This is a genomic window from Photobacterium makurazakiensis (genome assembly GCF_050336715.1).
In the GTDB taxonomy this organism is placed as follows: domain Bacteria; phylum Pseudomonadota; class Gammaproteobacteria; order Enterobacterales; family Vibrionaceae; genus Photobacterium; species Photobacterium makurazakiensis.
The window spans coordinates 87,428-112,857 of the sequence record NZ_JAKJSJ010000017.1; the positions used below are offsets into that span (position 1 = coordinate 87,428).

Annotated in this window: 20 protein-coding genes; 9 read left to right on the forward strand and 11 right to left on the reverse strand. The window is 42.4% G+C overall.

Translation table 11 applies throughout. From position 1 onward, the window contains the following. Window positions 1–50: 50 nt before the first annotated feature. Window positions 51–1,418: an anaerobic C4-dicarboxylate transporter DcuC gene (gene dcuC, locus L4D09_RS08785; protein ID WP_428457117.1), complete on the reverse strand. Its 1,368-nt coding sequence runs from the start codon at window positions 1,416–1,418 to the stop codon at window positions 51–53. 328 nt (window positions 1,419–1,746) lie between these two features. Next, window positions 1,747–2,622 (reverse strand): LysR family transcriptional regulator, encoded by an 876-nt coding sequence (locus L4D09_RS08790; RefSeq protein ID WP_428457118.1) that lies wholly within the window; start codon window positions 2,620–2,622, stop codon window positions 1,747–1,749. 100 nt (window positions 2,623–2,722) lie between these two features. Here L4D09_RS08790 and L4D09_RS08795 point away from each other — a divergent pair, with 100 nt between their 5' ends. Beyond that, on the forward strand, window positions 2,723–3,946 hold the full coding sequence (locus L4D09_RS08795; protein WP_428457119.1) for an MFS transporter: 1,224 nt from the start codon (window positions 2,723–2,725) through the stop codon (window positions 3,944–3,946). A gap of 80 nt (window positions 3,947–4,026) precedes the next feature. On the opposite strand, the gene L4D09_RS08800 is transcribed toward L4D09_RS08795, so the two are convergent. The 4 genes from L4D09_RS08800 to glpA form a co-directional block, all read right to left on the reverse strand. Then, on the reverse strand, window positions 4,027–5,913 hold the full coding sequence (locus tag L4D09_RS08800; protein WP_428457120.1) for a methyl-accepting chemotaxis protein: 1,887 nt from the start codon (window positions 5,911–5,913) through the stop codon (window positions 4,027–4,029). 220 nt (window positions 5,914–6,133) lie between these two features. Continuing rightward, on the reverse strand, window positions 6,134–7,345 hold the full coding sequence (glpC, locus tag L4D09_RS08805) for an anaerobic glycerol-3-phosphate dehydrogenase subunit GlpC (RefSeq protein WP_428457121.1): 1,212 nt from the start codon (window positions 7,343–7,345) through the stop codon (window positions 6,134–6,136). Further along, complete coding sequence (gene glpB, locus L4D09_RS08810; protein WP_428457122.1) at window positions 7,342–8,685, reverse strand: glycerol-3-phosphate dehydrogenase subunit GlpB; 1,344 nt, start codon at window positions 8,683–8,685, stop codon at window positions 7,342–7,344. Before glpB ends, glpC begins: the two co-directional genes overlap by 4 nt. Continuing rightward, window positions 8,682–10,343, reverse strand: a complete 1,662-nt coding sequence (gene glpA / locus L4D09_RS08815) for an anaerobic glycerol-3-phosphate dehydrogenase subunit A (protein WP_428457123.1) — start codon at window positions 10,341–10,343, stop codon at window positions 8,682–8,684. The genes glpB and glpA overlap by 4 nt, the downstream gene beginning before the upstream one ends. A gap of 328 nt (window positions 10,344–10,671) precedes the next feature. Between glpA and L4D09_RS08820 the strand changes: the two genes are divergently transcribed. From L4D09_RS08820 to L4D09_RS08830, 3 genes are read left to right on the forward strand one after another with little or no spacing between them, the layout of a single operon-like run. Next, a complete protein-coding gene (locus L4D09_RS08820; protein WP_428457124.1) occupies window positions 10,672–11,823 on the forward strand; it encodes a hypothetical protein in 1,152 nt (383 codons plus the stop codon). Then, a complete protein-coding gene (locus L4D09_RS08825; protein WP_428457125.1) occupies window positions 11,813–12,706 on the forward strand; it encodes a metal ABC transporter solute-binding protein, Zn/Mn family in 894 nt (297 codons plus the stop codon). The genes L4D09_RS08820 and L4D09_RS08825 overlap by 11 nt, the downstream gene beginning before the upstream one ends. Then, window positions 12,706–13,485, forward strand: coding sequence for a metal ABC transporter permease (locus L4D09_RS08830; protein WP_428457147.1), 780 nt, complete (start codon window positions 12,706–12,708; stop codon window positions 13,483–13,485). Before L4D09_RS08825 ends, L4D09_RS08830 begins: the two co-directional genes overlap by 1 nt. A gap of 81 nt (window positions 13,486–13,566) precedes the next feature. Here the strand turns inward: L4D09_RS08830 and L4D09_RS08835 are convergent, their stop codons facing one another. Then, window positions 13,567–14,415, reverse strand: coding sequence for a GGDEF domain-containing protein (locus tag L4D09_RS08835; protein WP_428457126.1), 849 nt, complete (start codon window positions 14,413–14,415; stop codon window positions 13,567–13,569). 601 nt (window positions 14,416–15,016) lie between these two features. On the opposite strand from L4D09_RS08835, the gene L4D09_RS08840 reads away from it, so the two are divergent. Together L4D09_RS08840 and L4D09_RS08845 are read left to right on the forward strand one after the other, a co-directional pair. After that, window positions 15,017–15,685, forward strand: a complete 669-nt coding sequence (locus L4D09_RS08840) for a hypothetical protein (RefSeq protein ID WP_428457127.1) — start codon at window positions 15,017–15,019, stop codon at window positions 15,683–15,685. 129 nt (window positions 15,686–15,814) lie between these two features. Further along, the gene (locus L4D09_RS08845) at window positions 15,815–16,003 is read left to right on the forward strand and encodes a DUF4250 domain-containing protein (protein WP_428457128.1); all 189 of its coding nucleotides are present in this window, start codon (window positions 15,815–15,817) and stop codon (window positions 16,001–16,003) included. Window positions 16,004–16,049: 46 nt separating this feature from the next. Here the strand turns inward: L4D09_RS08845 and L4D09_RS08850 are convergent, their stop codons facing one another. After that, on the reverse strand, window positions 16,050–16,961 hold the full coding sequence (locus L4D09_RS08850) for a LysR substrate-binding domain-containing protein (RefSeq protein ID WP_428457129.1): 912 nt from the start codon (window positions 16,959–16,961) through the stop codon (window positions 16,050–16,052). Window positions 16,962–17,244: 283 nt separating this feature from the next. Between L4D09_RS08850 and metE the strand changes: the two genes are divergently transcribed. After that, window positions 17,245–19,566 carry a 5-methyltetrahydropteroyltriglutamate--homocysteine S-methyltransferase gene (gene metE / locus L4D09_RS08855; protein ID WP_428457130.1) on the forward strand — a complete coding sequence of 774 codons (2,322 nt, stop codon included), beginning with the start codon at window positions 17,245–17,247 and terminating at the stop codon, window positions 19,564–19,566. Window positions 19,567–19,692: 126 nt separating this feature from the next. Here metE and L4D09_RS08860 read toward each other — a convergent pair whose 3' ends face one another. Continuing rightward, window positions 19,693–19,938: a hypothetical protein gene (locus L4D09_RS08860; protein ID WP_428457131.1), complete on the reverse strand. Its 246-nt coding sequence runs from the start codon at window positions 19,936–19,938 to the stop codon at window positions 19,693–19,695. Window positions 19,939–20,203: 265 nt separating this feature from the next. Between L4D09_RS08860 and L4D09_RS08865 the strand changes: the two genes are divergently transcribed. After that, window positions 20,204–21,766 carry a diguanylate cyclase domain-containing protein gene (locus L4D09_RS08865; RefSeq protein ID WP_428457132.1) on the forward strand — a complete coding sequence of 521 codons (1,563 nt, stop codon included), beginning with the start codon at window positions 20,204–20,206 and terminating at the stop codon, window positions 21,764–21,766. Window positions 21,767–21,861: 95 nt separating this feature from the next. On the opposite strand, the gene L4D09_RS08870 is transcribed toward L4D09_RS08865, so the two are convergent. Together L4D09_RS08870 and L4D09_RS08875 are read right to left on the reverse strand one after the other, a co-directional pair. Further along, window positions 21,862–22,302, reverse strand: a complete 441-nt coding sequence (locus L4D09_RS08870; protein WP_428457133.1) for an META domain-containing protein — start codon at window positions 22,300–22,302, stop codon at window positions 21,862–21,864. Between the two features lie 310 nt (window positions 22,303–22,612). Further along, window positions 22,613–24,292, reverse strand: coding sequence for a mechanosensitive ion channel family protein (locus tag L4D09_RS08875; protein WP_428457134.1), 1,680 nt, complete (start codon window positions 24,290–24,292; stop codon window positions 22,613–22,615). Between the two features lie 206 nt (window positions 24,293–24,498). Here L4D09_RS08875 and L4D09_RS08880 point away from each other — a divergent pair, with 206 nt between their 5' ends. Continuing rightward, window positions 24,499–25,206, forward strand: a complete 708-nt coding sequence (locus L4D09_RS08880) for an aspartate/glutamate racemase family protein (protein ID WP_428457135.1) — start codon at window positions 24,499–24,501, stop codon at window positions 25,204–25,206. The last annotated feature ends 224 nt before the right edge of the window (window positions 25,207–25,430 follow it).

Genomic DNA, 25,430 nt, shown 5'->3' on the forward strand with positions numbered 1-25,430 from the left:
TTTGCCTCTTAATGTGTATCTAAATGGCACTGCGGTAACGTAAGCTTGTGTTATGCGTACATTGGTACCAGCACAACAGTACCAATAATAACGGTGATCAGGCCACAGATTACCGGTACAGAAGTACGCTTAACCACTTCAAACGGGTTAACGTTACCCATACCAGAGGTCGCAACGATAACGCCAGAAACTGGAGAAATTGTACGGCCTAAGTTGGAAGCCTGAAGCATTGGTATAATAAGGAAAGCAGGGCTTAGGCCCATCTTACCTGCTAGTGCAGGGGCAAGTTCTACGAAAGCGTAGAAAGGTGCGTTACCAGAACCTGTTGCGATAGCAGCAGCAACGGTTAGGCCTGTTAACAGTAGCATAAGGGCGAAACCACCAGCACCAGCAGCTTCAGCAAGGCCGATTAGGTTGTCGATTGCACCGATAGACATAAGGCCCTGTGCAAACACACCCGCAGCAACAAGAAGCATTACAACGCCTTTGAATGCTTCTGCCATGCCTTGGTAACATGCTTCTAGATCTTCTAGTGTTTCTTTACCCTTGAATCGCTTAGTAACGAAATCAACGAGAGCACCAATGGTGATAGAGAGTACTACGATGGTATAGATGTCTAGCGTTAGCCCCTCAATGGTGCTGCCGTTAAATAGGAATACACCAAAGATAGGCATGAATGGCAGAATTGCGTAGTAGGCTGGTGCTTTTACTTCGATTTCAGAAATATCAACTTTTTCCATTTTGATATTTTCTTTCTTATCAAGGTATTTATTCCAGAAGAATGCCGCCGCTGCCATTACGATGATTGCACAGATTGAAACAGGCAATACGGTTTCTACTGCAAAGACATGAAGTGGTAAGCCTGACTTTTCTGCTGCAACAATCACGTCACCCGATGTTGGTGACAGAATGATTGCTGCAGGTGATGCACAGATTGCAACCGCAGCAGGGCGAGAGATACCCATTGCTGTCATCATTGGGAACAGGGTTGCCATCAAAAGTACACCAAGGCCTGTTGCTGAACTAACCGCTAGCGACATTAAACATGCCACGATATAAGCCGCAACAAGTAGAACATAGGGTGATTTGATGAAAGAAAGTGGTTTAGAGAATTGCTTAACGACCACATTGTTGGCGCCGATGTGCGTCATGTAAGAGGCAAAACCACAAAGTAGCATGATTTGTAGACCTAGGCCGCCCCCACGGTACTGAAGCATGTACTTCACATATTCCAGTGAGTCTGTAACAAAGTTACCAGTCGAGTTGATGCTGTCAGGCAGTACTTTCATACCCATCACACCAGTGATCAATAGCAATAGGATACCTGCTGTTAGCAATACCCCTGCAGCTTTGTACCCTTTGATAATGAAGTAGCCAACAGCAACAGTTACTGCTAAGCCAATTAATAGTTCCAACATGGAAAAAATCCTCTTAAACCACAAGTAAAATAAAAAGAAAAAATATGTAACTTTGAAAACTATTCTTACATATTAATTGGGTTTAAATTTACCTAAAAAGAGGCAGTAGAACGATAGAAATGGTACCACTTTATGATCTGAAACAGCATTTAAAGTAGTGTGTTGTATTTGCGCTACAAGAATGAAAAGTAATGAATAAACAGGTGTTTGTATTTGGTTAAATGTTATTATTTGCATGTATTTTATACAAACTAAAGCTAACACGTAGTAAACAGTGGGTTAATAAGCGTTAGCTTGCTATTTTCTTGTATCTGAATGTAAATATTATTTATATTTGGTGGTGTTTTTTAACAAACTCCATAAAAGCACGATCTGCAACAGATAAATAGCCATCTTTCCGCCATGCAATGGCAATGTTTAGGTAAACGGGGTGCTCAAAGGGGATAGGAACTAATCCGGTTTCGTGCTCGGTCACCATCTCTAAAAGCGCGGCAATGGCAAAATCATTACGCACTATTTTTAATATCATCGGCAATAAGTTAGTTTCGAAAGCGATTTTGGGGCTGTAGTTATATTCATTACAGATTTGGTCGATATATTCACGATGAAAATAGCCAGCTTTGAACATGACGAGCTCTTGCTCAAAGAAAGTATCAAAGTTGATGCTTTTATACTGCGCTAATGGGTTGTCTGGGCTGACAGCTGCAACCATCTGTGTGGTAATTAAATGCTCCGTTGAAAGGCTTTCGGGTACATGGCTACAATGTATGACTCCAAGATCCAATTCTTTACTGAGTAACATTTGTCTTATCGTTTCAGTTCCAGCTTCGACAATGGTTAGTTTTAGTTCTGGGTACTGGCTCTTAAACCCCATGAGAATTTCAGGCAGATAGTAAGACCCAAGTGAACTCGGTACCCCGAGTTTTACTTCACCTTTGGTGAGCCCTTTTAGCTCTTCCATTGCGGTGGTTGCATCCTGAACGTTTTGTAATATCAAGCGAGCATGGCGAAGTAATACCTCACCTTCTGGAGTGAGGGTGACCCGGCGGTCATTACGATCAAACAAAATGATGCCGAGCTGAGCTTCAAATTTTTTGATCGCGATACTGAGTGCCGGTTGTGCAATATTCAGTGCTTGTGCTGCTCGGGTAAAGTTACCCGTATGTGCAAGCGTCGTGAAATAGGTGAGCTGGCGAATATCCATGGCTATATCTTTTATTTATCATCCTTATAGTTATTATATATTTTCATTATTAAGCTTAAATTGCTACTTTTTGGATAGGATTACTGAAGAGCAATGGAACATGATAGATATAAAAACACCTGAGTATCGGCGAGCTAGCTTGGCTTTGTGCTTAGGATCTTTTTTAATATTTTGTAATTTATATCTCTTTCAACCAATGCTTCCCTTAATGGCTGAAGCCTTTTCGGCCTCGGCGACGCAGGTTAATTGGCTAGTGGCTGCTGGCACGCTTGCGCTTGCGGTGATGCTGGTTCCTTGGGCTGTGTTATCAGAGCGAATAGGGCGTAGAGAAGTTATGCTACTCAGCTTAGCATTACTCCCTGTTATTGGTTTCATGATGGTGTTCTTCAATTCGTTATGGGCGCTGAGTTTGGGGAGAGCCATAATGGGGGCGGCTTTAGCGGGTTTTGCTGCTGTAGCTGTTGCCTATATGGCTGAAGAGTTTACGCCTAGAGCCTTAATGCTAGCGGTCGGTGGGTATATTAGTGCCAATTCATTAGGTGGCATTTTCGGTCGCATCAGTGGCGGATTAATTGCCGATAGTTTTGGGTGGCAAGTTGCCGTTATTACAATGTCGCTATTTAGCCTATTCATTGCGATTTTGGTATACCGCTTATTACCCAAGCAGCAGCACTTTAAACCTGCCAAAGGGCAACTTCGTAACCAAACATACAGCGTGATCCATCATTTACGTAATCGTGAGCTGTGGTTTGCAATGATGATTGGCGGGGTGAATTTTGCGTTGTTCGTGAACCTTTATTCGGTAATGGGCTTTAGGTTAGTTGCTGAACCTTATAGCGTACCAGTGAGCTGGGCGTCGATGATATTTTTGTGCTACTTAAGTGGCACGGTTACAGCAAAACTGAGTGGCCGCTGGACGCAACGTTTTAGTGCTATATCGGGTATGGTTATGGGGACGACTGTTAGCGGCTTCGGCATGTGGCTTGCCTTAATAGAATCAATACCAACGATGCTTATAGGCCTGGTCCTGATCAGTTCAGGCGCTTTTTTTACACACTCTTTAGCATATGGGTGGGTGAGTCAACGCGCCCAAATATCTAAAGCGACCGCAACAGCACTGTATTTGGTGCACTATTATGTCGGCGGAAGTTTAGGTGGCTTCTTCCTGATTGCTTGCTGGGAACACTATGGTTGGGATGGTGTGATTAGCGGGGGATCGGCACTCTACGTTATTATCTATTGGTTATGTTTTCGTTTACAACGTATCACTAAAGATGAGAGCCATTACCATGACGTTGGTACTGATAAAAAGGGCGTTAGTTAACGCCCTAGGACCAAGCCTCTGGTAACAAGACCTTGGTATCAAGGCTCAGGTATCAAGGCTCAGGTATCAAGTTCTCAGAGCTAAAATTTGAATTGCCCCACGACATGATCGAGCTCTTTGGCCATTTCGGTCACTTGCTTGCTGGCTACAGATGACTGATCTACAGCACTTGCCGTGTTTGTTGCCAGTTCAGCAATACGGATGATATTTTGGTCTATTTCTGAGGAAACCACAGCTTGTTGCTCAGAAGCGGATGCAATTTGCAGGCTCTTATCTGAGATACCAGTGATGGCTTCCGTAATACGATTGACGGCATCGGTGGCTTCTTTTGTTTGTTCAACAGTCGATATTGCCAACGTTTGGCTGTCTTTCATAAGTGAAACACTTTGGCCAACACCAATGTGAAGTCGTTCAATCGTTTGCTCTATTTCTTCTGTTGAGCTATGAGTCCGTTGGGCGAGTGAACGTACTTCATCAGCAACAACGGCAAAGCCTCGACCATACTCACCAGCTCGAGCCGCTTCAATGGCAGCATTTAAAGCCAGTAAATTAGTTTGGTCGGTAATATCACGGATCACCGATATCACTTTGTTGATATTATTACTTTCAGCTTCTAAAGTTTGAATTTGTTGTTGTGCGGTATGAATTTTCTCTGCCAACGATTGAATGCCTTCTCCAGCTCGTTGGCTAATAGCCAAGCTTTGTTGTGCATTTTTCTTTCCCTGCTCGGCGGAATCGGCAGCGTCGGTTATATTGCTAGCAATTTCATTGCTGGTGGCTAGCAGTTCATTAATAGAGGTCGCCACATTGGCAGATTCGTTTTGTTGCTGCTGGGCATTGTTGAGGCTATTAGCGGCCGAGGCGCTTGATTCGTTGGCACTGGTGTTTAACTGCTGGGATATAGACGCTACATTTTGAATGATAGACTGTAGTTTCTCTGCAAATTGGTCGAACGATTGGCTTAGTACGGCAAGTTCATCTTTGCCTTTGTCATTCATTCTTACGGTTAAATCCCCGTTGCCATTGGCAATGTCTTTCATGACTTGGTTGACGGTGTGTAAGCGGCGGGTGATCTTCCGGCTAATTGTGCCGAGAGCGATCACCATTAATAGCGTTAATAAGACACCTCCAACCAGCAAGGCGACTTTTTCAGACTGTTGCTCCTCCTGAATGCTGTTAATGATAGATTTTTCAAGTTGTTCTATATCACGCTCGACTGCCTGAACATTACTGCGTAATTCACCATAAAGACCCACATTGTAAGTCAGTCCGATAGTGGTAAAACCTTCGGCGAGTTCATCAAACATCATTTGGTACATGATGATACTGCGGCGGATTGTTTTTTGTTCTCGTACCGTGAGTTCACTGTTACTTAGTGCGGAGGTTAAGCTTTCGATATTATTGTTGAACGAAGCAATATGATCGCTGTTTTTGGTGATGAGGAAATCTTTTTCATTTCGGCGTAATGTTAATAACATGCGGTAGAGGAGTTCATTGCCAGTGATTAATATTTTTTCCTCTGCGTCATTTGCTGCATTACGAATGTTCCCCCGTAAACCTTCTTGAGGTGTTAACCCTAACAGAATTGTTTGATCGGCAATGATGTTGAACTGTGTGGAATATTTATCAAGAGAAAGCAGAAGGCTATCAAATTTTGCGTTATTTGAGTCATTATATTGAGCGAGAAGCGCCTTAATATTTTTTAGCCTTAGGCTAAGCTGTATCTGCTGTTGGTTAAACTGCTCGATATATTTTGGATCGAGCCGAGCAAGGAAGTCTTTTTCATGGCGGCGAAGAGTGAGTAGGTCGGAATTACTATGTACAGTTTCTTGAACCGCAGATTGTAGTTGTTCGAGTTTTTTAAATGATAAGGCTTCAAAGGCGCCAAAAGCAATCATGGTACTGACAAGCAGAACGGTGGTAAGTAATAATTTTGCTTTAATTGTGTGCAATGATGGCACCCGCATAGTTTTCTCCTGTTATTTGCTTTTTAGGGCTCGACAGGCTGGTAGGGCTTTAGCCTAGCTTCATGTATACCCAAGACAAACTTTCCATACTTTATAACTATAGGATCAGACGGGAGGGAAATGTAAAAAATCCCAGAAATAGCAGCAAAATGAGGGGAACTGCTGCTAAACCTGAGATTTTTGTCAGTAGGGTGTTACTTTGGTGAAAACGGGTATTACATTAATTAATCGCCATTGCTAATAAAGAAACGGGGTGAATAGTTTCTAGATCTGCATTTTCTTCAATTTGCCATTTGCAGGTTTCGCAATCAGTAATGGCAAAGTCAGCTTTTGAGCGTTTGATTTGGTTAAACAGATTATCGCCGATAGCCATTGAAGTGTCATAGTTCTCGGTTTTAAACCCATAGGTACCAGCCAGACCACAACATTGGCTGTCTAGCACTTCGACCTCTAAACCGGGGATCATCTTCAACAGCTCAATGGTGTAAAGGCTACCGCCTGTACGCTCTAAGTGGCAAGGCGTGTGGTAAACGACCTTTTTATTAATCGGTTTCATTTTCGGCACTTTACCGTTCATGAACTGCTTCAATAAAAACCGAGTGACGTACTCAATTTTGTCAGCAACTTTATGGTTATCAACCTTAAGAACATTTGGATATTCTTCTTTTAACGTGAACGAACAAGTCGATGACGTTGAAACAATTTGTGAGTCATACTTTTCAACCGCAGCGGTGAAATTTTTGACATTTAGCCGTGCATTCTTCTTCGCTTTATCAAAAAAGCCGTTAGCAATTAGCGGTACACCGCAGCATTTCTCTTTATCCAGTAGCTGTACACCAATACTCATGGCGTTCATTACTTTAACGAAGTCTTTGCCAAGCTGAGGGTGGTTATAATTCACATAGCAGCCATGAAAGTAGTGTACTTGCTGCGGATATAGCGCCTGACTGGTACAGTTCTGTTTGTACCAGCGACGGAATGTACCGTGTGAATATTTTGGCAAGCTTTTATGGTCATGCACTCCAATGGTTTTATGCATGATTTTTTTAACAGGTTTTAAGCTCGTTATGGTATTAACGATAGGGGCAAAGGGGGTGGCCGCTGAGCCCATCAAATCAGTGTGGCTTAACACATAATCACGAATTGTTTTGATATTGAGGGGGAGCTTTGCATGATTATCGCGGGCAACTGCGATCATATCACCAATTTTAACACCTGAAGGACAAGCGGTTTCACAGCGCTTGCAGTTTGTGCATAGCTTCAAGGTTTCATCATAAAACTCCGGACTTTTAATGCGTAACCGTTCGCCATCTGGACCACATTGTTTCGGCCCTGGGTATTCTGGGTTTGCTTTGGCGACAGGGCAATAAACGGTACAGACGGTACACTTTATGCACTGATCAAAACTGGTGTCTTTTTGAAGAAGGCTCATGCTGTTGTCCTTTCTTGTTTTACGATTGTGTCTGAATGTGGCATTGCGTGATGGCAAGATTGAGCGATCATTCTTTCGGCGACATAATGGCCTGTAGAAATCGCGACGCCAGAACCGGAGCCCTCTTGTACCGGATCGTAGTGTGCTAAAATGGCACCAGCACAATACAAATTACTGATTGTTTTACCAGCGATAGAAGGGTTAAGTTGTTGGTTACAGCTGACACCCATTTTCATAAAAGGGTGGCTTTTTTTGGCAAAAAATTGGCTTTGATACCAGTGATCGCGGTGAGAGTTTTTAGCAATATCTAAACCGAAAATAGGTTCTTCAATACTTTCACGATGAGCCGCTAATCCTTTACTGAAGAAACTACCACTTGCTATCAAAAAGTTATCTGCACTTAACGCAATATCATGATGATTGCGTGTATAAACTCTGGTTAGTTTATTATCTTCGACATCGCCTTTTAGCACTTCATCACCAGCCAGTAGTAAGCCACCTAACTTTTTAAAATGTGATTTCATGGCTTCTTCTAGGCGAATACCAAGAAGTGATGGTGGCATGGTTGGTAGCTCGCAAATTTTAAATCCGGTTAGTCCTTCAAGAAGCTTGATGGTGGCAGCACCATCGCCATTGCCAAAAATTGCTGGCAAAATCACAAGGTCGGCTTTGCCTACCTGTTGGATCATGGATTTGGCAAAGGCGTGCAATTTAACTTCATCTCGAAGTACACGAGAAATATCAATAGAACGGAACTCACACGGGTTACGCTGCATATTGTCAAAATCAGGTAACTCAACAGCAGCTGTTTTGATATTTACATGAGCGAACTGTGGCAATTTAGCAAGGTTATCGGCTGCAAGTTGAGGCTGGAAATCGCGGAAACCATCGACAGTGACGAGTGCAACATTTGTTAATCCTTGGCAAAGTTCATTAAGTGGAAACTGATGAACGGTCTGTTGAGAAAGCCAAGTTGAACGAAATGTTCCCATAGGCGTGACACGGTAGTGGTTATCTTCATTTGCTTGAGCACTAAGGTATACACCACATTGCTCCATCATGCCCTGATACCAATTAATCGCCTCGCGGCTAGCGATAGACCCAAGCTTACTATATGGGTGCTCGGGGCTTTGCTCTGCCAGTAAGTCAAAAGCCTTGAATGGTGATGCAACCGCTTTGCCATTAGGTAGGTGGCTTAATATATCGACAGAGCCGGATGAGAAGTGTAGCGCACTTTGACCTGCTGCAATTACAGCGGTTTTTAAGCCAGCTTCAGCACAACGTATCGCACAGCTGAGCCCAGCAACGCCACCACCAATTACGATGCTATCAAATTTCATTGTGCTACCTCTTCTTCGGTATTTTCGTGCGCAGTTTCTAATGTCTGTTGTTCTGGTAAATCACTAACACCGAATAAGCCTTCATAGATCCAATAAGTGAATTCACCTTCGCGAAGGGCATCCCCCCAGAAAACAGGTTTGATCCCTTTCCAGCGTTCTTCTAAAAAGTCTTCTAGTAAATGGCTGGCTTCATTGCCCGATGTTTTGCCAAATTCAGAAAATAAACCTGCAGCACGGTATGAGCAGAGCTCACCTTGGCATGGCCCCATCCCAATACGTGTACGACGGCGAAGATCGATTAAGTTATGCACATCTAAATCTTTAATGGCATATTCCACTTCACCGCAGGTCACCATTTCACATTCGCAAATGACAGCCTGACTTTTCTTATCGTTATTGAGGAACTTTTCAGCGCGTTCGCCATGACGGTAAAAGGCCGATTGGTAAACAGGCTTTGCTAAACTGGCTGTTGGTTTTTTCTTTGGTTTTGCTTGCTCAGAGCCTGGTAATGGCTTCTCGTGGGTAATGCAAGGTGCGGTATTACCCAATTTTTTCGCGACAAGATCGGTTGTCCATTCGGCCATCATGCGGTAAGTCATCAGCTTGCCGCCAGTAATAGTAATGAAGCCATCAAGACCATCTCGCTCAGCATGATCTAGCAGTACAATGCCGCGGCTTATGTTTCGACCACTGGTATCACCATCAACAGCAACCAGAGGGCGTACGCCTGCATAAGCACGTAATACACGAGTATTGGCCATAATTGGCGCAAGTTTGGTGCCTTCTTCCAGCAAGATGTCAATTTCTTTGCTGGTTACATGCAGGTCATCAATTTGGTCGTAGTCAATGCGTTCGGAGGTGGTACCAATTAATGAGATGGTATCTCCTGGTACAAGGATGTCGGCATCCGATGGCTTACGGCAGCGGTTAATGACAAGGTTGTTGATGCGGTAATCGAGGATCAGTAACGATCCTTTAGCTGGGAACATCTTAATGGAGAGATCACCGTACTCACAGATTTGCTGTCCCCAGATCCCGGCTGCATTTACCACCTGTTTAGCGTGGATGTCGAAGTGCTCGCCCGTTTTCATGTTCAAGCATTTCACGCCACGCACTGTAGCTCCATCACGAATGAGCCCAGTAACGTGGGTGTGGTTGAATAATTTTCCGCCATGCTCAACGGCATCAATCACATTAGATGCCGCAAGCCGGAATGGGTCGAGCGTGCCGTCGGGTACTTTGACTGCGCCAATCATATTTGGGTTGCAGTTTGGTTCTAAGCGCAGTGCATCTTGTGGTGATAGTTGTTCAACGTTTATATCGGCTTGCTGACACGATGAAATAAAGTGCTTTTGAAAGTCGAGATCATCATCAGGTAAAGAGATAAACAAGCCTTGTGTATCTTCAACACAATGGCGGGCAATGTTCTTAAGAATTCGGTTTTCTTGAATGCATTCCTTTGCCGATTCCTGATCAGTTACGGCATATCGGGCGCCAGAGTGGAGTAGGCCGTGGTTACGCCCAGTTGTACCAGAAGCGAGATCATCCTTCTCAACGAGAATACAAGACAGCCCACGCAAGGCACAATCTCGCATAATACCAGTGCCTGTCGCGCCCCCGCCGATAATAACAACATCTGTTTCAAACCAACTATTCATGTTCGTTTTCGCTTATTGTTTGGTCCATGAATCAGGAAAATGGTGGTTTCCTTCGTTTTTATGCTGCTAAATATGCCACTTTTCTTAGGGTTATTATTTGATCAAGCACACATTAATGAGCGAACGAGCATTCGTTCGCGCTTTGATGTGATTGTTTGATGAAAAAGTATTCGATGGTAAGTGAATAAAGCGAATTGATTCTAAATATTCGCCTTAGCCATTTGTCGGTTAACAAAATGAAACATTTCATTTTTTGATGATCTGATTGTTATGTTATAACGTATCGCCACAAAAGAGATGTTATAACATAACAATTAGGATGTAACTTGTGAAAAAGAAAATACTCTCGCTTATTATCGGTACTATGGTCGCAGTACCTGCTGCTGCAAATACACTTTCTAATCCACAGATTGGCGTGGTGTTGGATGGTTATTATCAAGATGGGCAGCGTAATAACTCTGAAAGAGAGGAAGGCTTTGGCTTGGGTCATACCGAGCTTAATATGTCTGCGAACATCGATGATAAGTTTTATGGCTCGCTAACAACGGTGCTTGAGAGTCATGGTGATCACAGCGATTTACTGATTGAAGAAGCATTTATTGAAACCTTAGCAATGCCAAATGGGGTGAATATTCGAGCTGGTCGTTTCCTATCAGATTTTGGTTATTTGAATAACCAGCATATGCATGAAGATAATTTTGCTGAGCGCCCGGCAGCTTACCGAACCTTCCTTGGTTCACACTATTATGATGATGGCGTACGTGCGAGCGTCGTACTACCCACGGATCTGTATGTACGTTTTGGTGTTGAGGCATTAAGCGGTGACAAGATGTCTGCAATCGAAGACGGCTCAACAATTGGTGTGTACGGTGCCACCATGAAAATGGGAGGAGATTTATCGGCAGAGTCAAGTTGGCAGTTTGGTTTAAGTTATTTACGTAATGAAAATGGCAAGGCGAATAGTTTCGATGATGATCATGCCCATGGGCACAGTGGACATGACCACGATCATGACCATAGCCATAGTGCAGCAATGACGGGGGAAAATTTATACGGTGCAGATTTTGTATGGAAATGGGCACCAGATGGTAACTACAAGTACCGCAATTTTACCTTTGCAGCTGAATACATGATGCTCGATAACCTAGCGGATAAAAAATTCCATTCTGCACCGGATAATTTACACGCTTACTATGCTTCTGGTGTCTACCGCTTTAACCCAAGCTGGTCGGCGGGTATTCGTTATGGTGAGGCTGAAAACTACTATGGTCATTCGCATGGTGACCACACAGGCTTCCATGACCAAAAAGATAAAGAATTCGATGCGATGGTTGCATGGAATTCATCTCACTTCGGTACTATTCGTGCTCAATACTCACGTGTAGAAAGTGAAAAAGACGGCAGTAAAGAAAATACTGATAATGTGTTCACCTTACAATACGTGATGACATTCGGCGCACACGGTGCTCATGCTTTCTAAGCAAGGGCTAAGAATGATGGCTGCGGGGGCAGCCATTTTTTCAGCCCCAACATTAGCCCTTAATATTTTTGTTTGCGAACCGGAATGGCAAGCGCTTATCCATGAGCATGCACCTGAAGCCGATATTTTTTCGGCAACCACTGCGAAGCAAGACCCGCATTATGTTCAGGCTCGACCATCATTGATCGCAAAAATGCGCCAAGCAGATATGGTGATGTGTTCGGGGGCCGAATTAGAAATTGGTTGGCTGCCGATGCTACAGAACCGGAGTGGTAATCCAGCGGTTCAAGAGAATGGTAAAGGCCTGCTGTATGCTTCTGATTTTGTCAGGATGCTTGATACCCATAACCATGTTGACCGTGCAATGGGAGATGTTCATGCTCATGGCAATCCACATGTTCAATTTGCAGCGCAAGATATGATTGCGATTTCTCGTGCTGTTACCCGTAAGCTTCAGGCACTAGATCCAGAGCAACATGGCCAGTATCAACTAAACGGTATGCGCTTTCGTGCTAATTGGGTGAAAAAGTTAAATGATTGGCAAGACAAAGCTGAGCCATTAAAAGGTCAAAAAGTGGTGGGGTACCATGCGACTTATCGATACTTATATGACTGGCTAGGTGTCGAGCAAGTTGCCGATCTCGAACCAAAGCCGGGGATATCGCCAACAACCTCACACTTGCAATCACTGAGCCAGCTAAATCACGATGATATTGATGCGATAATTTATTCCACTCATCAAGATAAACGGCCAGCAAGCTGGTTACATCGACAGACGAAAAAGCCAATGATTGAACTACCACTTTCTGTTTCAGAAGGCCAATCGCTGTCAGAGCTGTACGATGAAGTGATCGATAAGTTATTAGTGATGTTAGATAAATGATTACGAACTATTCATGGTTATTACCTGCCATTGCTTGTGGGGTTATCGCCTTAATCGGCAACGTTGTATTAGGGCAGCAGGTGTTGAAGCGCCAAATTATTTTCATTGATCTAGCGGTTGCCCAAGTTGCAGCACTTGGTGCTGTAGTCAGTCATTATTGGTTAAATACATCAGCATTATTTTCTGGCAGCTGGCTAGGCAGCATGGCGGGTTCTTGGGGGTTATCTCTACTTTTTTGCTCTTTTATTGCGTTTATCGAAACGCGTTATAAGCAGCACCTTGAGCCGTTAATTGGTAGTTTGTTCGCGGTATCGGCTTCGTTAGCGATTATTTTGGTTAGCAAGGATCCTCATGGTGCGGACTTCATTCAAAACATCTTGAATGGGCAGCTATTATGGGCGACGTGGGATGATTTTTGGCCACTGGCAACAATAACAGCGCTAATGCTAATTGTGATTTTGCGCTGGCCACAATTTATGGAAGGGAAGGGGTTCTACATTATTTTTGCGCTGCTTATGCCCATTACGGTGAAGCTGACAGGGATTTATCTTGAGTTTGCTTTACTTGTGATCCCTGCTCTTTGTGCTTCCTCTATAAAAGGTCGCCAGTTTTTTATCGCGAGTATTGGTATTGGTTGTGTGGGGATCATTACAGGGGTTGCTGCATCGGCGTATTATGATTTGCCCAGTGGGGCTAGCATTGTTATTACGTTATTCATTACTGGCATGCTATTCGGCTGGACTCATAAAAAAGTCTTTCCCACTCTGAGTATATGCTGACTTTTCATATTGAGACTGTCTAGCGTAAAACTTAGCCAGTCTCAGTTTGTAGAATCCATCATGAATGCCTTTCCGTAATTATTAAACCGTGACAGTATGGCACTGATCTTTTGTGTGGAACCGCTTTGCCAAAAATAACCTTGAGCAGTCGCGACCTGCATCTTTACATGTATAGAGTGCTTGATCAGCTCGTTCTAGCATCGTGCTGATGTTATCACCTTCACAATAGCTTGTTATCCCAATGCTTGCAGTAACAGAGAACCGATTGTTTTCCTCGATGGTAGGAAACTTGAGTTGGCGAATATTGGTTAACATTTGCTCGGCAATATATTGTGCAATATGTGAAGGAGTATTCGGTAAGAATAGGACGAATTCTTCTCCACCATAGCGGCCAAATAAATCGGTTGATTTAACCTGACGTTGTATTAAATCGGTAAAATCACGCAGAACATGGTCGCCTGTATTGTGGCCCCATGTGTCGTTAATACGTTTAAATTTATCAATATCAATAAGTAATACTGAGAAAGGCTGCTTTTTACTTTTACAGAGTGTTAAATTTTTTTGCGCAAGTTGGAGTAACATTCGGCGATTATAAATCCCCGTCAGTGGATCGAGTGTTGCTTGTCGGTATAGCCGCATTAACATATACAACTTCGACAGCTGAGACCAAATAACGATAAAAGCTAACGTTGTCTGTAACCAGTAATTCGCAATGTTTTCAGGGCTAATAAAGGGGGTAGATTGGTAGTCAGCCGTCAGTTGGCTCATTGCTGTTATAGTGAGTAAACTCAGGCTCTCTTTCAGGGTGACCGGCAGCACGGTCAACATGGCAACATGAATGATAGGGAGTAGCGTGTAACCATAAAGATAGCCGCTGTAAACCGTTGGAAAATCAAGCACCCACATACTGTAAAGGTAAAAAGCATTCATTAAGATGACCATTAGAACTATGGAAGACCTAGAATGCTTTAGCGAGGTGACTTGATGATTATATTTAGCAAGGATAAGAAGTGATATACCAAGTAGTGTCCGTACTAAAATAATAGGGTAACTGTGATGCTCGGGGAGAAAAGCCAAGTCAAAAGGTAGCCAAGCGAGTACAAGTATTCCCCATACAGAACCCAGCATACTCACTCTGCTACAAAGGTAACCACTGCGGGTATTGCGAAAGCTGTTTGAATGAGCATCCGCACTCCATAAATCAGGGATGTATAGCTTTATAGAACGTATTATCTGGTTCGGTGTTTCGTGCATTATTCTCGCTTATATCGATTCCATCGATATTAGTACAAAAATCCCATTCACTGCCGTAATTAATGGGATGTGTAAACTATGACTCATCATTATCCTATAGAGTACAACTTATTTCAGTGATACTGATCCAGTAAGTTAATATGCACAGAGGATAATGCTAAAAAAGCATAGCCAGTATGGTGCTGCCTTTTGGGTGTACTTGATTTGGTATCGTAAGCGGGACTTGCTATTATCAGCACCATATTAATTGGCCGACAAATAGTAAAGAACCCGTTTTATGAACACAGGTGTTATGTTTCTTATTCCTGCGCTGCTTGGCGCTCAGCTTATATTGACTCTCGTTCTTACTAAGGGCGATATCTGTCCAGGGCAACGTGGTCGAGTACACAAAACGCTACCAGTACTGATTATTGGTTGGCTTATTGCGTCTATATCTCAGCCACTTGCAGTTTTACCTATGGTAGCGCTTGGTTATTTCACATTGAAAGTTAAAACCGGCAAAACCCGTGATGCTGGCCCTCTAAAGGTTTTCTATGCGGCCGATGCGCTAGCGTTTATTGCTTGGTTAGGTTTATTATCAGTATTAACGCTGCAAGGTGCAGCATTGAGCCTTTGTGCCATTGTATTGTTTGGCTCACTGACTGCGCATTTACTATTAACGCAAGCTCGTACTCGCCTACAGGCATTTCATCGATTACTGCCTTTCGCCGGGTTTGCCAGCGCGATGTTAAGCGTGTTGTGTATTTTATGGTTGTCTTCTTCATTGAGTGAAGCAGCATTAAGCGAATTAACCAGCAATGTAATAGGCTCATTACTCTTAATGGTATGTGCTTTACTGGTGTGGGCGATGCACTTACTAACAGGTAAAGTCGTGAATAAGTGGCAACTTGTTGTTGCAGCTTGTTTTATGGCTGTTTCAGCGAGCCTACAAATCGCGCTTGTCTAACCTTACCTCGGCTTCTTACATTGCAGAGGAAAAGTAAGATATGTGACGCGGATTTTTTCAATCAGCTTAACTCTGACTATGCTTATATTGATTATCAATATTTGGTTAATTGGTATCAAGGAGGTAGGTATGGAGATCAATAACTTGTTGAGCATGGATGGAAACATTGTGCTGGGCATCGTTAATGAAAGGCTGCGTCTTGAATGCTCGACGGTTGAAGAGCTCGTGAGTCGATACGAACTCGACTTCAACGAGTTAAATGAAAAAATGGAATCGCTGGGTTACCACTACGATCCCATCAATAATCAATTTAAATAGTCTCATCTCTTTAATATAAATAGTCGCAATTAGTAATTAATTGCGACTATGCAGGCTTTATCCCTTCTAAATGCGTTTGGCATTGCTGTTTTGCTGTAGCAAAAAATGCCGCTAAGTAATGCCTTTCTCGCTCTGAGGCTCGAACTCCTGCAAACAAACGACGCCATAGTCCATCACCAAGTGGCTTACTCACAATGAGTCCCTGACGGGCATAATCATAAACGGCCCAATTGGGTAATGCGGCCACACCAAGCCCTGCCGAGACCATTTGAATGAGCATTAGGGTGTTGTCAGCTTGTTTCCAATGATTCGGTTCAATACCAGCAGGTTGTAAAAAGTGTTTAACCACATCTAAGCGGTTTTTCTGTACGGGGTAGGTCAGCATGGTTTGATCAAGTAGATCTTCAGGGCTTATATATTCTTTATCGACAAGATGTGACTGTGGTGAAACGATGAGTCGCATTTCAAAATCAAATAAGGGTTCGAAATGTATTTCATTACGTGGTTGTATATCTGACGTAATAACAAGATCTAATTCACCTGCGGATAAGGCAGGTATCGGCTCAAAACCAAATCCAGATGAGAAATCGAGCGTCACACTAGGCCAGTGTATTTGGTATTCTTTTAACGCAGGCATGAGCCACTGAAAACAAGAATGGCATTCAATGGCCATATGTAAACGTCCATTAGTATCTTCTTTTAAGCTGGCTAATTCATGTTCTGCTTTGGTTATTCTTGGGATCAGGTCATCAGCAAGGCGCAGGAGTATTTGTCCTTCTGCCGTAAATTTCACTGGGCGGGTTTTCCGTAAGAATAGCTGGCCGCCAAGGCGTTGTTCCAGATCTTTTAACTGATGTGAAAGCGCTGACTGGGTTAAGCACAACGTATTTGCGGTTGCCGTTAGTGAGCCCGTGTCGCGTAACACTGATAACGTTCTAAGGTGTTTTATTTCAATCATCGTTGCAAATTCATCCTTGTTGTTGATTGAAAGAGGCAGCTGAAGATCCGCTTCAATGTCTGTCTACAGGTTGAGTATGCAACCTATCTTTGTGCCAATGTACTGTGTATTGCTGGATGTGTAAACATCTAGACGGCTAAAGTGTTATTGTTTTTTCGATTCTAATAATTATGAATATATTTCATGCTAATCATTAAGTATTAGAAATTGCTCATGATTCGGCTGTAGGTCATTGTTTATACATCAACGCGGAATACCGCTGACATGGATGAGAGAAATCACGATGACGATAATAGAACAAAAAGACACTGCAGAAACCGCGGGTACGACCACACACATTCTTGGCTACCCACGCGTTGGTAGCCAACGAGAATTAAAATTTGCACAAGAGAAATACTGGCGTGGAGAAATCAGCCAATCTGAATTAAAAGAAGTGGGTAGCTTGTTACGTCACCGTCATTGGGGTGATCAATCTGGTGCCGGTTTGGAGTATGTTTCGGTGGGTGACTTCGCATGGTATGACCACGTGCTTGGAACAAGCCTACTGTTAGGACATGTACCTAAAAGGCACCGGACTGGTTTTCCTGATCTCGATACGCTATTTCGTGTTGCTCGTGGCAAGGCACCAACAGGTTGTGCGTGTGCAGCATCTGATATGACGAAGTGGTTTAACACTAATTATCATTATATTGTGCCGGAATTCAGTGCGGATGATGAGTTTAAGGTAAGCTGGCAGCAATTGTTTGAAGAAGTTGCTGAAGCACAAAAAGCCGGTCACAAAGTAAAACCTGTACTGCTTGGCCCCGTGTCTTACTTATGGCTAGGTAAAGAAAAAGAACAGGGTTTCGATCGTCTCTCGTTGTTACCAAGGTTACTAACAGCCTACCAACAAATACTGAGTAAACTGGCTAACTTGGGTGTTGAGTGGGTTCAGATTGATGAGCCGATATTGGCGTTAGAGTTGCCTAAAGCGTGGGCTGACTCGTTTAAGATTGCTTATCAAGTACTACACGGAAGCACCAAGCTGTTATTGACGACTTACTTCGATAACGTTACCCACCATCTAGACCGTATAACATCATTAAAGGTTGATGGTTTACATCTCGATATAGCCTCAGCACCAAGACAGCTTCAAACGGTGGCAGATGCTTTACCTGATAACTGGGTATTTTCAGCGGGTGTGATTAATGGGCGAAATGTATGGCGTGCAGATGTTAGTGCATTACTTGAAGCACTCACCCCAATAAAAGCACAGTTAGGTGAACGATTGTGGGTGGCAACATCTTGTTCATTACTTCATACCCCGATTGATTTAGACTTAGAAACAGGACTCGATCCAGAAGTTCGTCAGTGGTTAGCGTTTGCGAAGCAAAAATGCCGTGAAGTTACGCTGCTAGCTCAAGCATTGGATGGAAACCAAATCGCCATTGATGATTGTGTACGCTACAGTGCGCCAATTAAGGCGAGGGCAATCAGTGAACGTGTTAATAACAAAGCAGTAAGCCTACGAACTCAAGCAATAAGCGATGCCTTAGCTGACCGTAAGTTGCCATATAATGAACGAGCAAGAAAACAACGTCAGTCATTAAATTTACCATTACTGCCTACCACGACGATTGGTTCATTTCCTCAAACAACGGAAATTCGTACTCAGCGACGTGATTTCAAAGCGGGACGACTATCAGAGCAAGATTACACCATGGCAATGAAAAGCCATATTGCAGATGCCATCGAACGCCAACAGCGTCTTGATTTAGATGTGTTGGTCCATGGTGAAGCTGAACGTAATGACATGGTTGAGTATTTCGCAGAGCAGTTAGAAGGTTTTGCCGTCACGCGTTTTGGTTGGGTTCAAAGCTACGGTTCTCGCTGTGTTAAGCCTGCAGTAATTGTCTCGGATATCTATCGTGCAAAGCCGATGACTGTTGAGTGGACAAGCTATGCGCAATCATTATCTGATAAACCAGTAAAAGGCATGCTGACTGGTCCTGTAACTATTCTGGGCTGGACATTCCCACGTGAAGATTTAAGCCGTGAAGCGATAGCAAACCAAATTGCATTGGCGCTAAGGGATGAAGTGGCGGATCTGCAACATAAAGGCATCAAAGTCATTCAGATTGATGAACCTGCAATTCGTGAGGGCTTACCACTGAAAGCCAGTGAGTGGCAAGAATACTTAAAGTGGGCAGTGAAAGCATTTAAGATTTCAGCAGCAAGTGCAGAGCCAGAAACGCAGATCCATACTCATATGTGCTACAGCGAATTTAACGATATCATTAAAGCCGTTGCTGCTTTAGATGCTGATGTGATCACGATTGAAACGTCACGCTCAGATATGGAATTACTGAAAGCGTTTGAAGAATTTGATTACCCGAATGAAATTGGGCCAGGTGTTTATGATATTCATTCACCAAATATTCCAGAGGTTGAGCAAATTGTTGATTTAGTAGAAAAAGCAGAGACTTTGATTCCAGCCGCGCGCTTGTGGATCAACCCAGACTGCGGATTAAAAACCCGCAATTGGGAAGAAACAGAAAATGCATTAACCAATATGGTCAAAGCCGCAAAAGTGTTACGCAAACAATGGCAAGCTAAAGCGGTTTAGTTTGAAAGTAGTCAGTCAATACTAGTGTTGGCGAATGGAATAAATAAAAAGAGCGCTTAGCGCTCTTTTTATTTGGTATTATTCATTCGAATAGACATAAATCGATCAATTTATAAAATAGAATCGTTAAGAGCGCCCTTTAATATCATCAAATGATGGCTTGTAATTTGAAGGTGTGTATTTGGGGTCTAGCTTTGGAAAATCGGTTGTTTCTCTTTGCCCCTGAATATCATTAAATGACGGTTTATAATCAGATTTTATATATTTCACGTTCTGCTCAGAAATATGATAATTATCTTCCCTTCCTTGTAATTCAAATGCTTGTGAAGAAAAAGAAAACACAACAGCTGATAATAATATTAACTTGTTCATAACGGCTTACCTTAGCAAATGGTGGAAGTGTGTTGCATACAATTCAATTGTAGCTAGGTAGCAAAAAAAAGTATTATTAACGAGAATAATTTAACCAATGTCTCAGTTTTGCGTCGAACAATGTGATAGTGAGTTCTAGGTATTTGAAAATTAAAAAATATTGTCTTTAATTAAACGATAAAGATAGACAATTAAGGTCATCATGGATCGTAGGCTTTTTTTTATCACTACATGCACGATACTCACTGGGGTGATCTTGCTGTGTGTGCTTTTTAAACTTTTTTATCAAGTTGAAACCTCAAATATTCAGCGACAGTTTGAGTCTGATACTCAAGAAAAAGTTGATGCGTTATCGCAGGAAATCGCATTACATTTAGAAGTATTACACAGTATTAAAGTGGCATTTGATAACTCTGGGGTCCTTGAGCCAAGTGCATTTTCAAGCATCGCACAATCCTCAATTTTACGGCATCAGAATATTCAAGCATTAGAGTGGATTCCAAGAGTAACGGAAGAACAACGGCAAACCTTTGAACAACAAGCTGGCGTAAGAGTACCGAATTTTAAATTTACCGAGCGTGTTGCCTCTGGTGAAATGGTCACAGCTTCCGTTCGTAATGAATATTACCCGGTTTATTATGTTGAGCCAGTAAATGGCAATGAAGCAGCTATTGGGTTTGACTTGGGATCAAATGCGATTCGTCTTAATGCTATCGTGAGTGCAACAGATAGTGGCAAAATACAAATATCAGAAGGCGTAAAATTGGTTCAATCCGGTACTGAATCAGCAAGCTTTGGTTTACTGATCTTGTTGCCAGTGTATGAGACTGTCTCTCCTCAAACAGTGAAAAAGCGCCGAGAATCGTTACTTGGATTTGTGCTGGGCGTTTATAATCTTACTGATATTCTAGCGAATACATTGCAAGATGCAGAGACGAAAGGCATGGCTTTTAAGCTAATTGATGTGGGAGCAAGTGATGCAAATAAAGTGCTTTTTAATAATAAATTGACAGATTCTGAACACCTGATGCCAGAGAATCAATTTATTGTTTCAAAGTCAGTGCTTGAAGATGGTGGGCGAAGGTGGGTATTTGAAGCTATCCCAACTAAACTGTACTTCACATCAAAACGAACCAAGCTGCCATTGATGGTGTTTGCGGTTGGGGTATTAGTGTTCGGCTTATCGATGTTTTATGGCTTTATTATAATGAAGCGAAATCATCAAATACTCTTGTCACTTGATGTAAAGAATAAAGCACTTGATGAAGCCAATAAAAAATTGGAAAGGCTGACCAAAACCGATGTACTGGTCGGTATTGCGAATCGACGATACTTTGATGAAAGTTTAGAAAGAGAATTTATGCGCGCAAGCCGTGATGGTCGACCATTAGCATTAATGGTAATTGATATTGATTACTTTAAAGCGTTTAACGATACCTATGGTCATCAGGCTGGTGATCGTTGTTTGCGCATCGTTGCTGGTGAGCTGGAGCGAGTATTAAAGCGTCCTGCAGATATGCTTGCAAGGATCGGTGGTGAGGAGTTTGGCATTATTTTACCAAATACAACAAATGGTGAGGTTGTCGCCAAGCAGTGCCGCCAGGTGATAGAGCGTCTTGCAATTGCACACTCAGGTTCAAAAGTATCTGACGTGGTAACCGTTTCTATTGGGGTTGTAACGTTATACACCCTTACTGATCAAACCATAGACTCAATGTTTAATCATGCCGATGTGGCTCTTTATCAAGCCAAAAATTCAGGACGAAACTGCGTAAGAGCGATGAAGGTTGCGAAACCTCTGCCGGAAACAGTTGCTGGTCTGTGCTAGTTATAGAAGGTTTTATTTTTGTATTATCTGCAGGGATAATAAAAGAAGAAAACGCCTGCAATGCAGGCGTTTATCAAAATAGGGGGGAGCTGTGCTTACTCTGCTGCAGAGCGAGTAAACGTCAATGAGTGCTCAGCACCAGTTAGCGTTAATTGATTACCTGCAACGTCTGCGGTGCTCCAATCCATTAATGTCGCGCTCATCAGGCGCTCCATTTCCATCGCTGGTTCAGGACAAGCCATCATAGTCATTCCCATTTTTTCAATGCGCAGCTTACCGTCTTGTAGCTCGGCTTGGCCGAAATAACGGTTGCAGCCAGAGTGACCATTCGCATTCAGATCTGCAGTTAGCTGTAGGTTTGGCGCTTTAAATGGCTCAGGAAGCTCGACTGCTTTATTATCTACTTTAGTAAGTACCCAGTTATGAGTTGCAATATCAGCGTCAGTTGTCATATTGTTTACCGGTGTATCGTTAGATGCACAAGCTGCAAGGATAACGGGCATTGCTAATGCAGCAAGATAACGTTTCTTTATCATAATTGATTCCCAATGATAATGCTTAGATTACCAGTTAAACATGCTTTTCCTGAATGTAAACTGGTCAATATATAACTTTAATTGAACGGTGTTTTTATTTTTCATTGTTACTATATATCAAGGTGTAGTACATGTGAACATAAAATAATGACAACCGATTGAGTATTCAGGTCATATAAAATGTTGTACAACCTTAAAGATAGTATCTTACTGATACCGTCTCAACTGATTGTTAAGCCTACGTCATTTTTATTTTATCGCATAGCGGTGCTTGCTTTATTTGGTTTAAACATTGAAGCCTAACCGATAATTAGTCGGTCGCTTTTTTATCAACCATGTGCAGGTGAACATCTTGCTGTGGAAAGGGGATAGAAATACCTTCTCGATCGAAACGCATTTTAACCTCACGCGTAATGTCCCAGTACACGTCCCAATAGTCTTCCGTTTTAACCCAAGGGCGAACGATAAAGTCCACCGATGAAGTATTGAGAGTATGAAGTTTTATCGTGGGTTCTGGTGAGCGAAGTACCATTGAATGTGCTGTGATGACCTCAAGTAATACTTGTTCGGTACGTTCAATATCATCGCTATAGCCAATACCAAATACCATATCAACACGGCGTACACGCTCGTGGGTGATGTTTTTTATCGTATCTCCCCAAATCTTACTGTTCGGGACGATTAATATTTGGTTATCAAATGTTTTAATTGTCGTGCTGACTAAGCTCATATGACTTACTTTCCCTGAGGTACCACCCGCCTCGACAAAGTCGTCCACATCGAAGGGACGATAAATCAGTAACATCATACCGGAGGCAAAGTTCGATAAAGTATCTTGTAAGGCAAAGCCGATAATCACGCCAGCAACCCCAAAGCCGGTCAATATTGGTGTGAGGTCGAGTCCTACCTGTGAAAGGGCAATCAGTAAACCAATAATAAAAACGATATTCCCCGACATTGATATAAAGAAGTCTTTCATCAATTGTGACAAATGGAGAGTGGGGGAGGATACTGCTCTAGTCACCATACGACGAGTGATCTTTTTCAAAACACGAAAGATGGAGATGATGACTAAAAAGACAAAGAGTTTGAACATTAATTGCGGTGTATTGTCAATTAACCAGCTTTTGATGTCACCAAACCAGCTAGTGAATATCGACCAGATGACTTTTATATCAAGCAACTCATTGGTGAGGTTACCCGTTGTCTCGAACAGTTGTTTGGTATAGCTAGTTGTATCTAGCTTCATTTTGTTACCGAGGTCGACTAAAAATTGTAGTCCCTCAATATCACTGGCGACTTTTCTTTGAGCAAGAATATGCTGTAGTTGTAATGATGGTTTTTCAGCCTCAGTGGCATTTTTTAATTGGTTTTGAAGAGCTGATTCTTGTTGATTGTCAAAAGTGAGCATGGCTGACATAAAGTCTAGGCGTTGCTCAATATCGTCAATAAGGGCCTCTGACTCTTCAGGGTGAGGGACGTCTAACAATTTGAGCCATTGATAATTTATCCACTGATCACCTAATAAACGGTGGTAAAAGCGTGTCGCATCCTGAATGTTTTTTTGAATGATAAGTTTTTGTTCTTCTTCTGCCTCGTCGAGTTCTTTTTGTTTTGAGCTAATTTGTTCGGAAAGAAATTGAGAGGCTCTTGAAAGGTATTCGACTTGGTCATCGACAAACTTGATAATTTGGGGGGCTGTATCGTCTGTTCTTTTGTTGATGAGATTTTGTAACTCGGCCCTTATCTCATCGTTTTTTTTAAGCATCTGCATTTCGACGATATTTTTAGCAGTGCCTGTCTTAGTCAGTGATTCTTTATAGAGAACCGCAATTTCATCTTCAAGGTTTTGTAGTTTATCGGTGAATGCGGGTTTAGCGACGACCTGTTCAGTTTCTGTGTTTGCTTCTGTATTGGTTTCTGTACTTTGCTCTGTTTCAGCGAGACAGATGGATGTGAATAACGTAAAAATGATCATCAACAAACGCATAGCTAGCAGCTCCAACCTCATCAGACCTTTGTAAGAATAAGACGTTGTGGCCTGTTTGTTGGCTCAAATGCTGGATTTATTGGGTGATAGAATGGGGAGATAGGTGAATTGAGAAAACCAAACTCCCTACTATTTTATCTTTAAATCGGTATGACCTAGTGTACGCTGATACACAATAATATTGCTGTTCAAGTTATGGAGTAAAAATGAAAACAATCGGAATGTTGGGTGGTATGAGTTGGGAGTCGACCGCCAGCTATTATAAGGCAATAAATGAAGGTATTAAGTCTGAACTTGGTGGACTACATTCTGCAAAAATTTGCTTATATAGCGTAAACTTTGACGAAATTGAAAAGTTACAGCATGAAGGAAAATGGAACGAAACCGCCGTTATACTATCGAATGCCGCAAAAGCAGTTGAAGCTGGTGGTGCTGACTTTTTAATGATCTGTACTAATACAATGCACAAAGTGGTCCCAGAGATTGAGGCTGAGATTTCTATCCCAATTCTTCATATTGCAGATGCAACCGCCAGTAAGTTAGTTATTGACGGAGTTAATAAGGTTGGCTTACTTGGTACTCGTTTCACAATGGAACAAGACTTCTATAAAAGCCGTTTAGTCGACAAATTTGGTATTGATGTTGTTGTACCTAACATCGATGAACAGACAATTGTTCATGACATCATTTATGATGAACTGTGTCGTGGGGTTATTCGTCCAGAGTCAAGAGAGCTGTATTTGAACATTGTAAACGGATTACAGGAACAAGGTGCAGAGGCTGTGATATTGGGTTGTACTGAAATCGCGCTACTTATTCAACAAGAACATACCCAAGTACCATTGTATGACACAACTGAAATCCATGCCGAGCAGGCTGTTCAATTAGCCCTAACGGATAAGGTGGCAATGTAACGAGAATCCTCAATAGCAAGAAGCAGGGATAGCATAATGGATGTGAACTGTTTTAAAGATAACTTGGCCACTAAAATTAGTGGAGTTTTATCGCCAATTTTCTAGCCTATGACTTGAAAGCTGGAGACGTACTTTTATTTAATCCATGTGTATTAGCCCACAGATGTTTGCTCCCCAGAGAAGATCAAAAACGATATACCATTTGCTTTCACATAACGCCTCCG

Excerpts from the sequence above, each read along its gene's own strand:
- L4D09_RS08845 (WP_428457128.1), top strand. The coding sequence starts at position 15,815 with ATGGAGATCAATAACTTGTTGAGCATGGATGGAAACATTGTGCTGGGC.
- L4D09_RS08840 (WP_428457127.1), top strand. The coding sequence starts at position 15,017 with ATGAACACAGGTGTTATGTTTCTTATTCCTGCGCTGCTTGGCGCTCAG.
- L4D09_RS08835 (WP_428457126.1), bottom strand. The coding sequence starts at position 14,415 with ATGAATGCTTTTTACCTTTACAGTATGTGGGTGCTTGATTTTCCAACG.
- L4D09_RS08790 (WP_428457118.1), bottom strand. The coding sequence starts at position 2,622 with ATGGATATTCGCCAGCTCACCTATTTCACGACGCTTGCACATACGGGT.
- glpB (WP_428457122.1), bottom strand. The coding sequence starts at position 8,685 with ATGAAATTTGATAGCATCGTAATTGGTGGTGGCGTTGCTGGGCTCAGC.
- L4D09_RS08880 (WP_428457135.1), top strand. The coding sequence starts at position 24,499 with ATGAAAACAATCGGAATGTTGGGTGGTATGAGTTGGGAGTCGACCGCC.
- L4D09_RS08875 (WP_428457134.1), bottom strand. The coding sequence starts at position 24,292 with ATGCGTTTGTTGATGATCATTTTTACGTTATTCACATCCATCTGTCTC.
- glpC (WP_428457121.1), bottom strand. The coding sequence starts at position 7,345 with ATGAGCCTTCTTCAAAAAGACACCAGTTTTGATCAGTGCATAAAGTGT.
- L4D09_RS08795 (WP_428457119.1), top strand. The coding sequence starts at position 2,723 with ATGATAGATATAAAAACACCTGAGTATCGGCGAGCTAGCTTGGCTTTG.
- L4D09_RS08850 (WP_428457129.1), bottom strand. The coding sequence starts at position 16,961 with ATGATTGAAATAAAACACCTTAGAACGTTATCAGTGTTACGCGACACG.
- metE (WP_428457130.1), top strand. The coding sequence starts at position 17,245 with ATGACGATAATAGAACAAAAAGACACTGCAGAAACCGCGGGTACGACC.
- L4D09_RS08825 (WP_428457125.1), top strand. The coding sequence starts at position 11,813 with ATGCTTTCTAAGCAAGGGCTAAGAATGATGGCTGCGGGGGCAGCCATT.
- L4D09_RS08860 (WP_428457131.1), bottom strand. The coding sequence starts at position 19,938 with ATGAACAAGTTAATATTATTATCAGCTGTTGTGTTTTCTTTTTCTTCA.
- glpA (WP_428457123.1), bottom strand. The coding sequence starts at position 10,343 with ATGAATAGTTGGTTTGAAACAGATGTTGTTATTATCGGCGGGGGCGCG.
- L4D09_RS08870 (WP_428457133.1), bottom strand. The coding sequence starts at position 22,302 with ATGATAAAGAAACGTTATCTTGCTGCATTAGCAATGCCCGTTATCCTT.
- dcuC (WP_428457117.1), bottom strand. The coding sequence starts at position 1,418 with ATGTTGGAACTATTAATTGGCTTAGCAGTAACTGTTGCTGTTGGCTAC.
- L4D09_RS08800 (WP_428457120.1), bottom strand. The coding sequence starts at position 5,913 with ATGCGGGTGCCATCATTGCACACAATTAAAGCAAAATTATTACTTACC.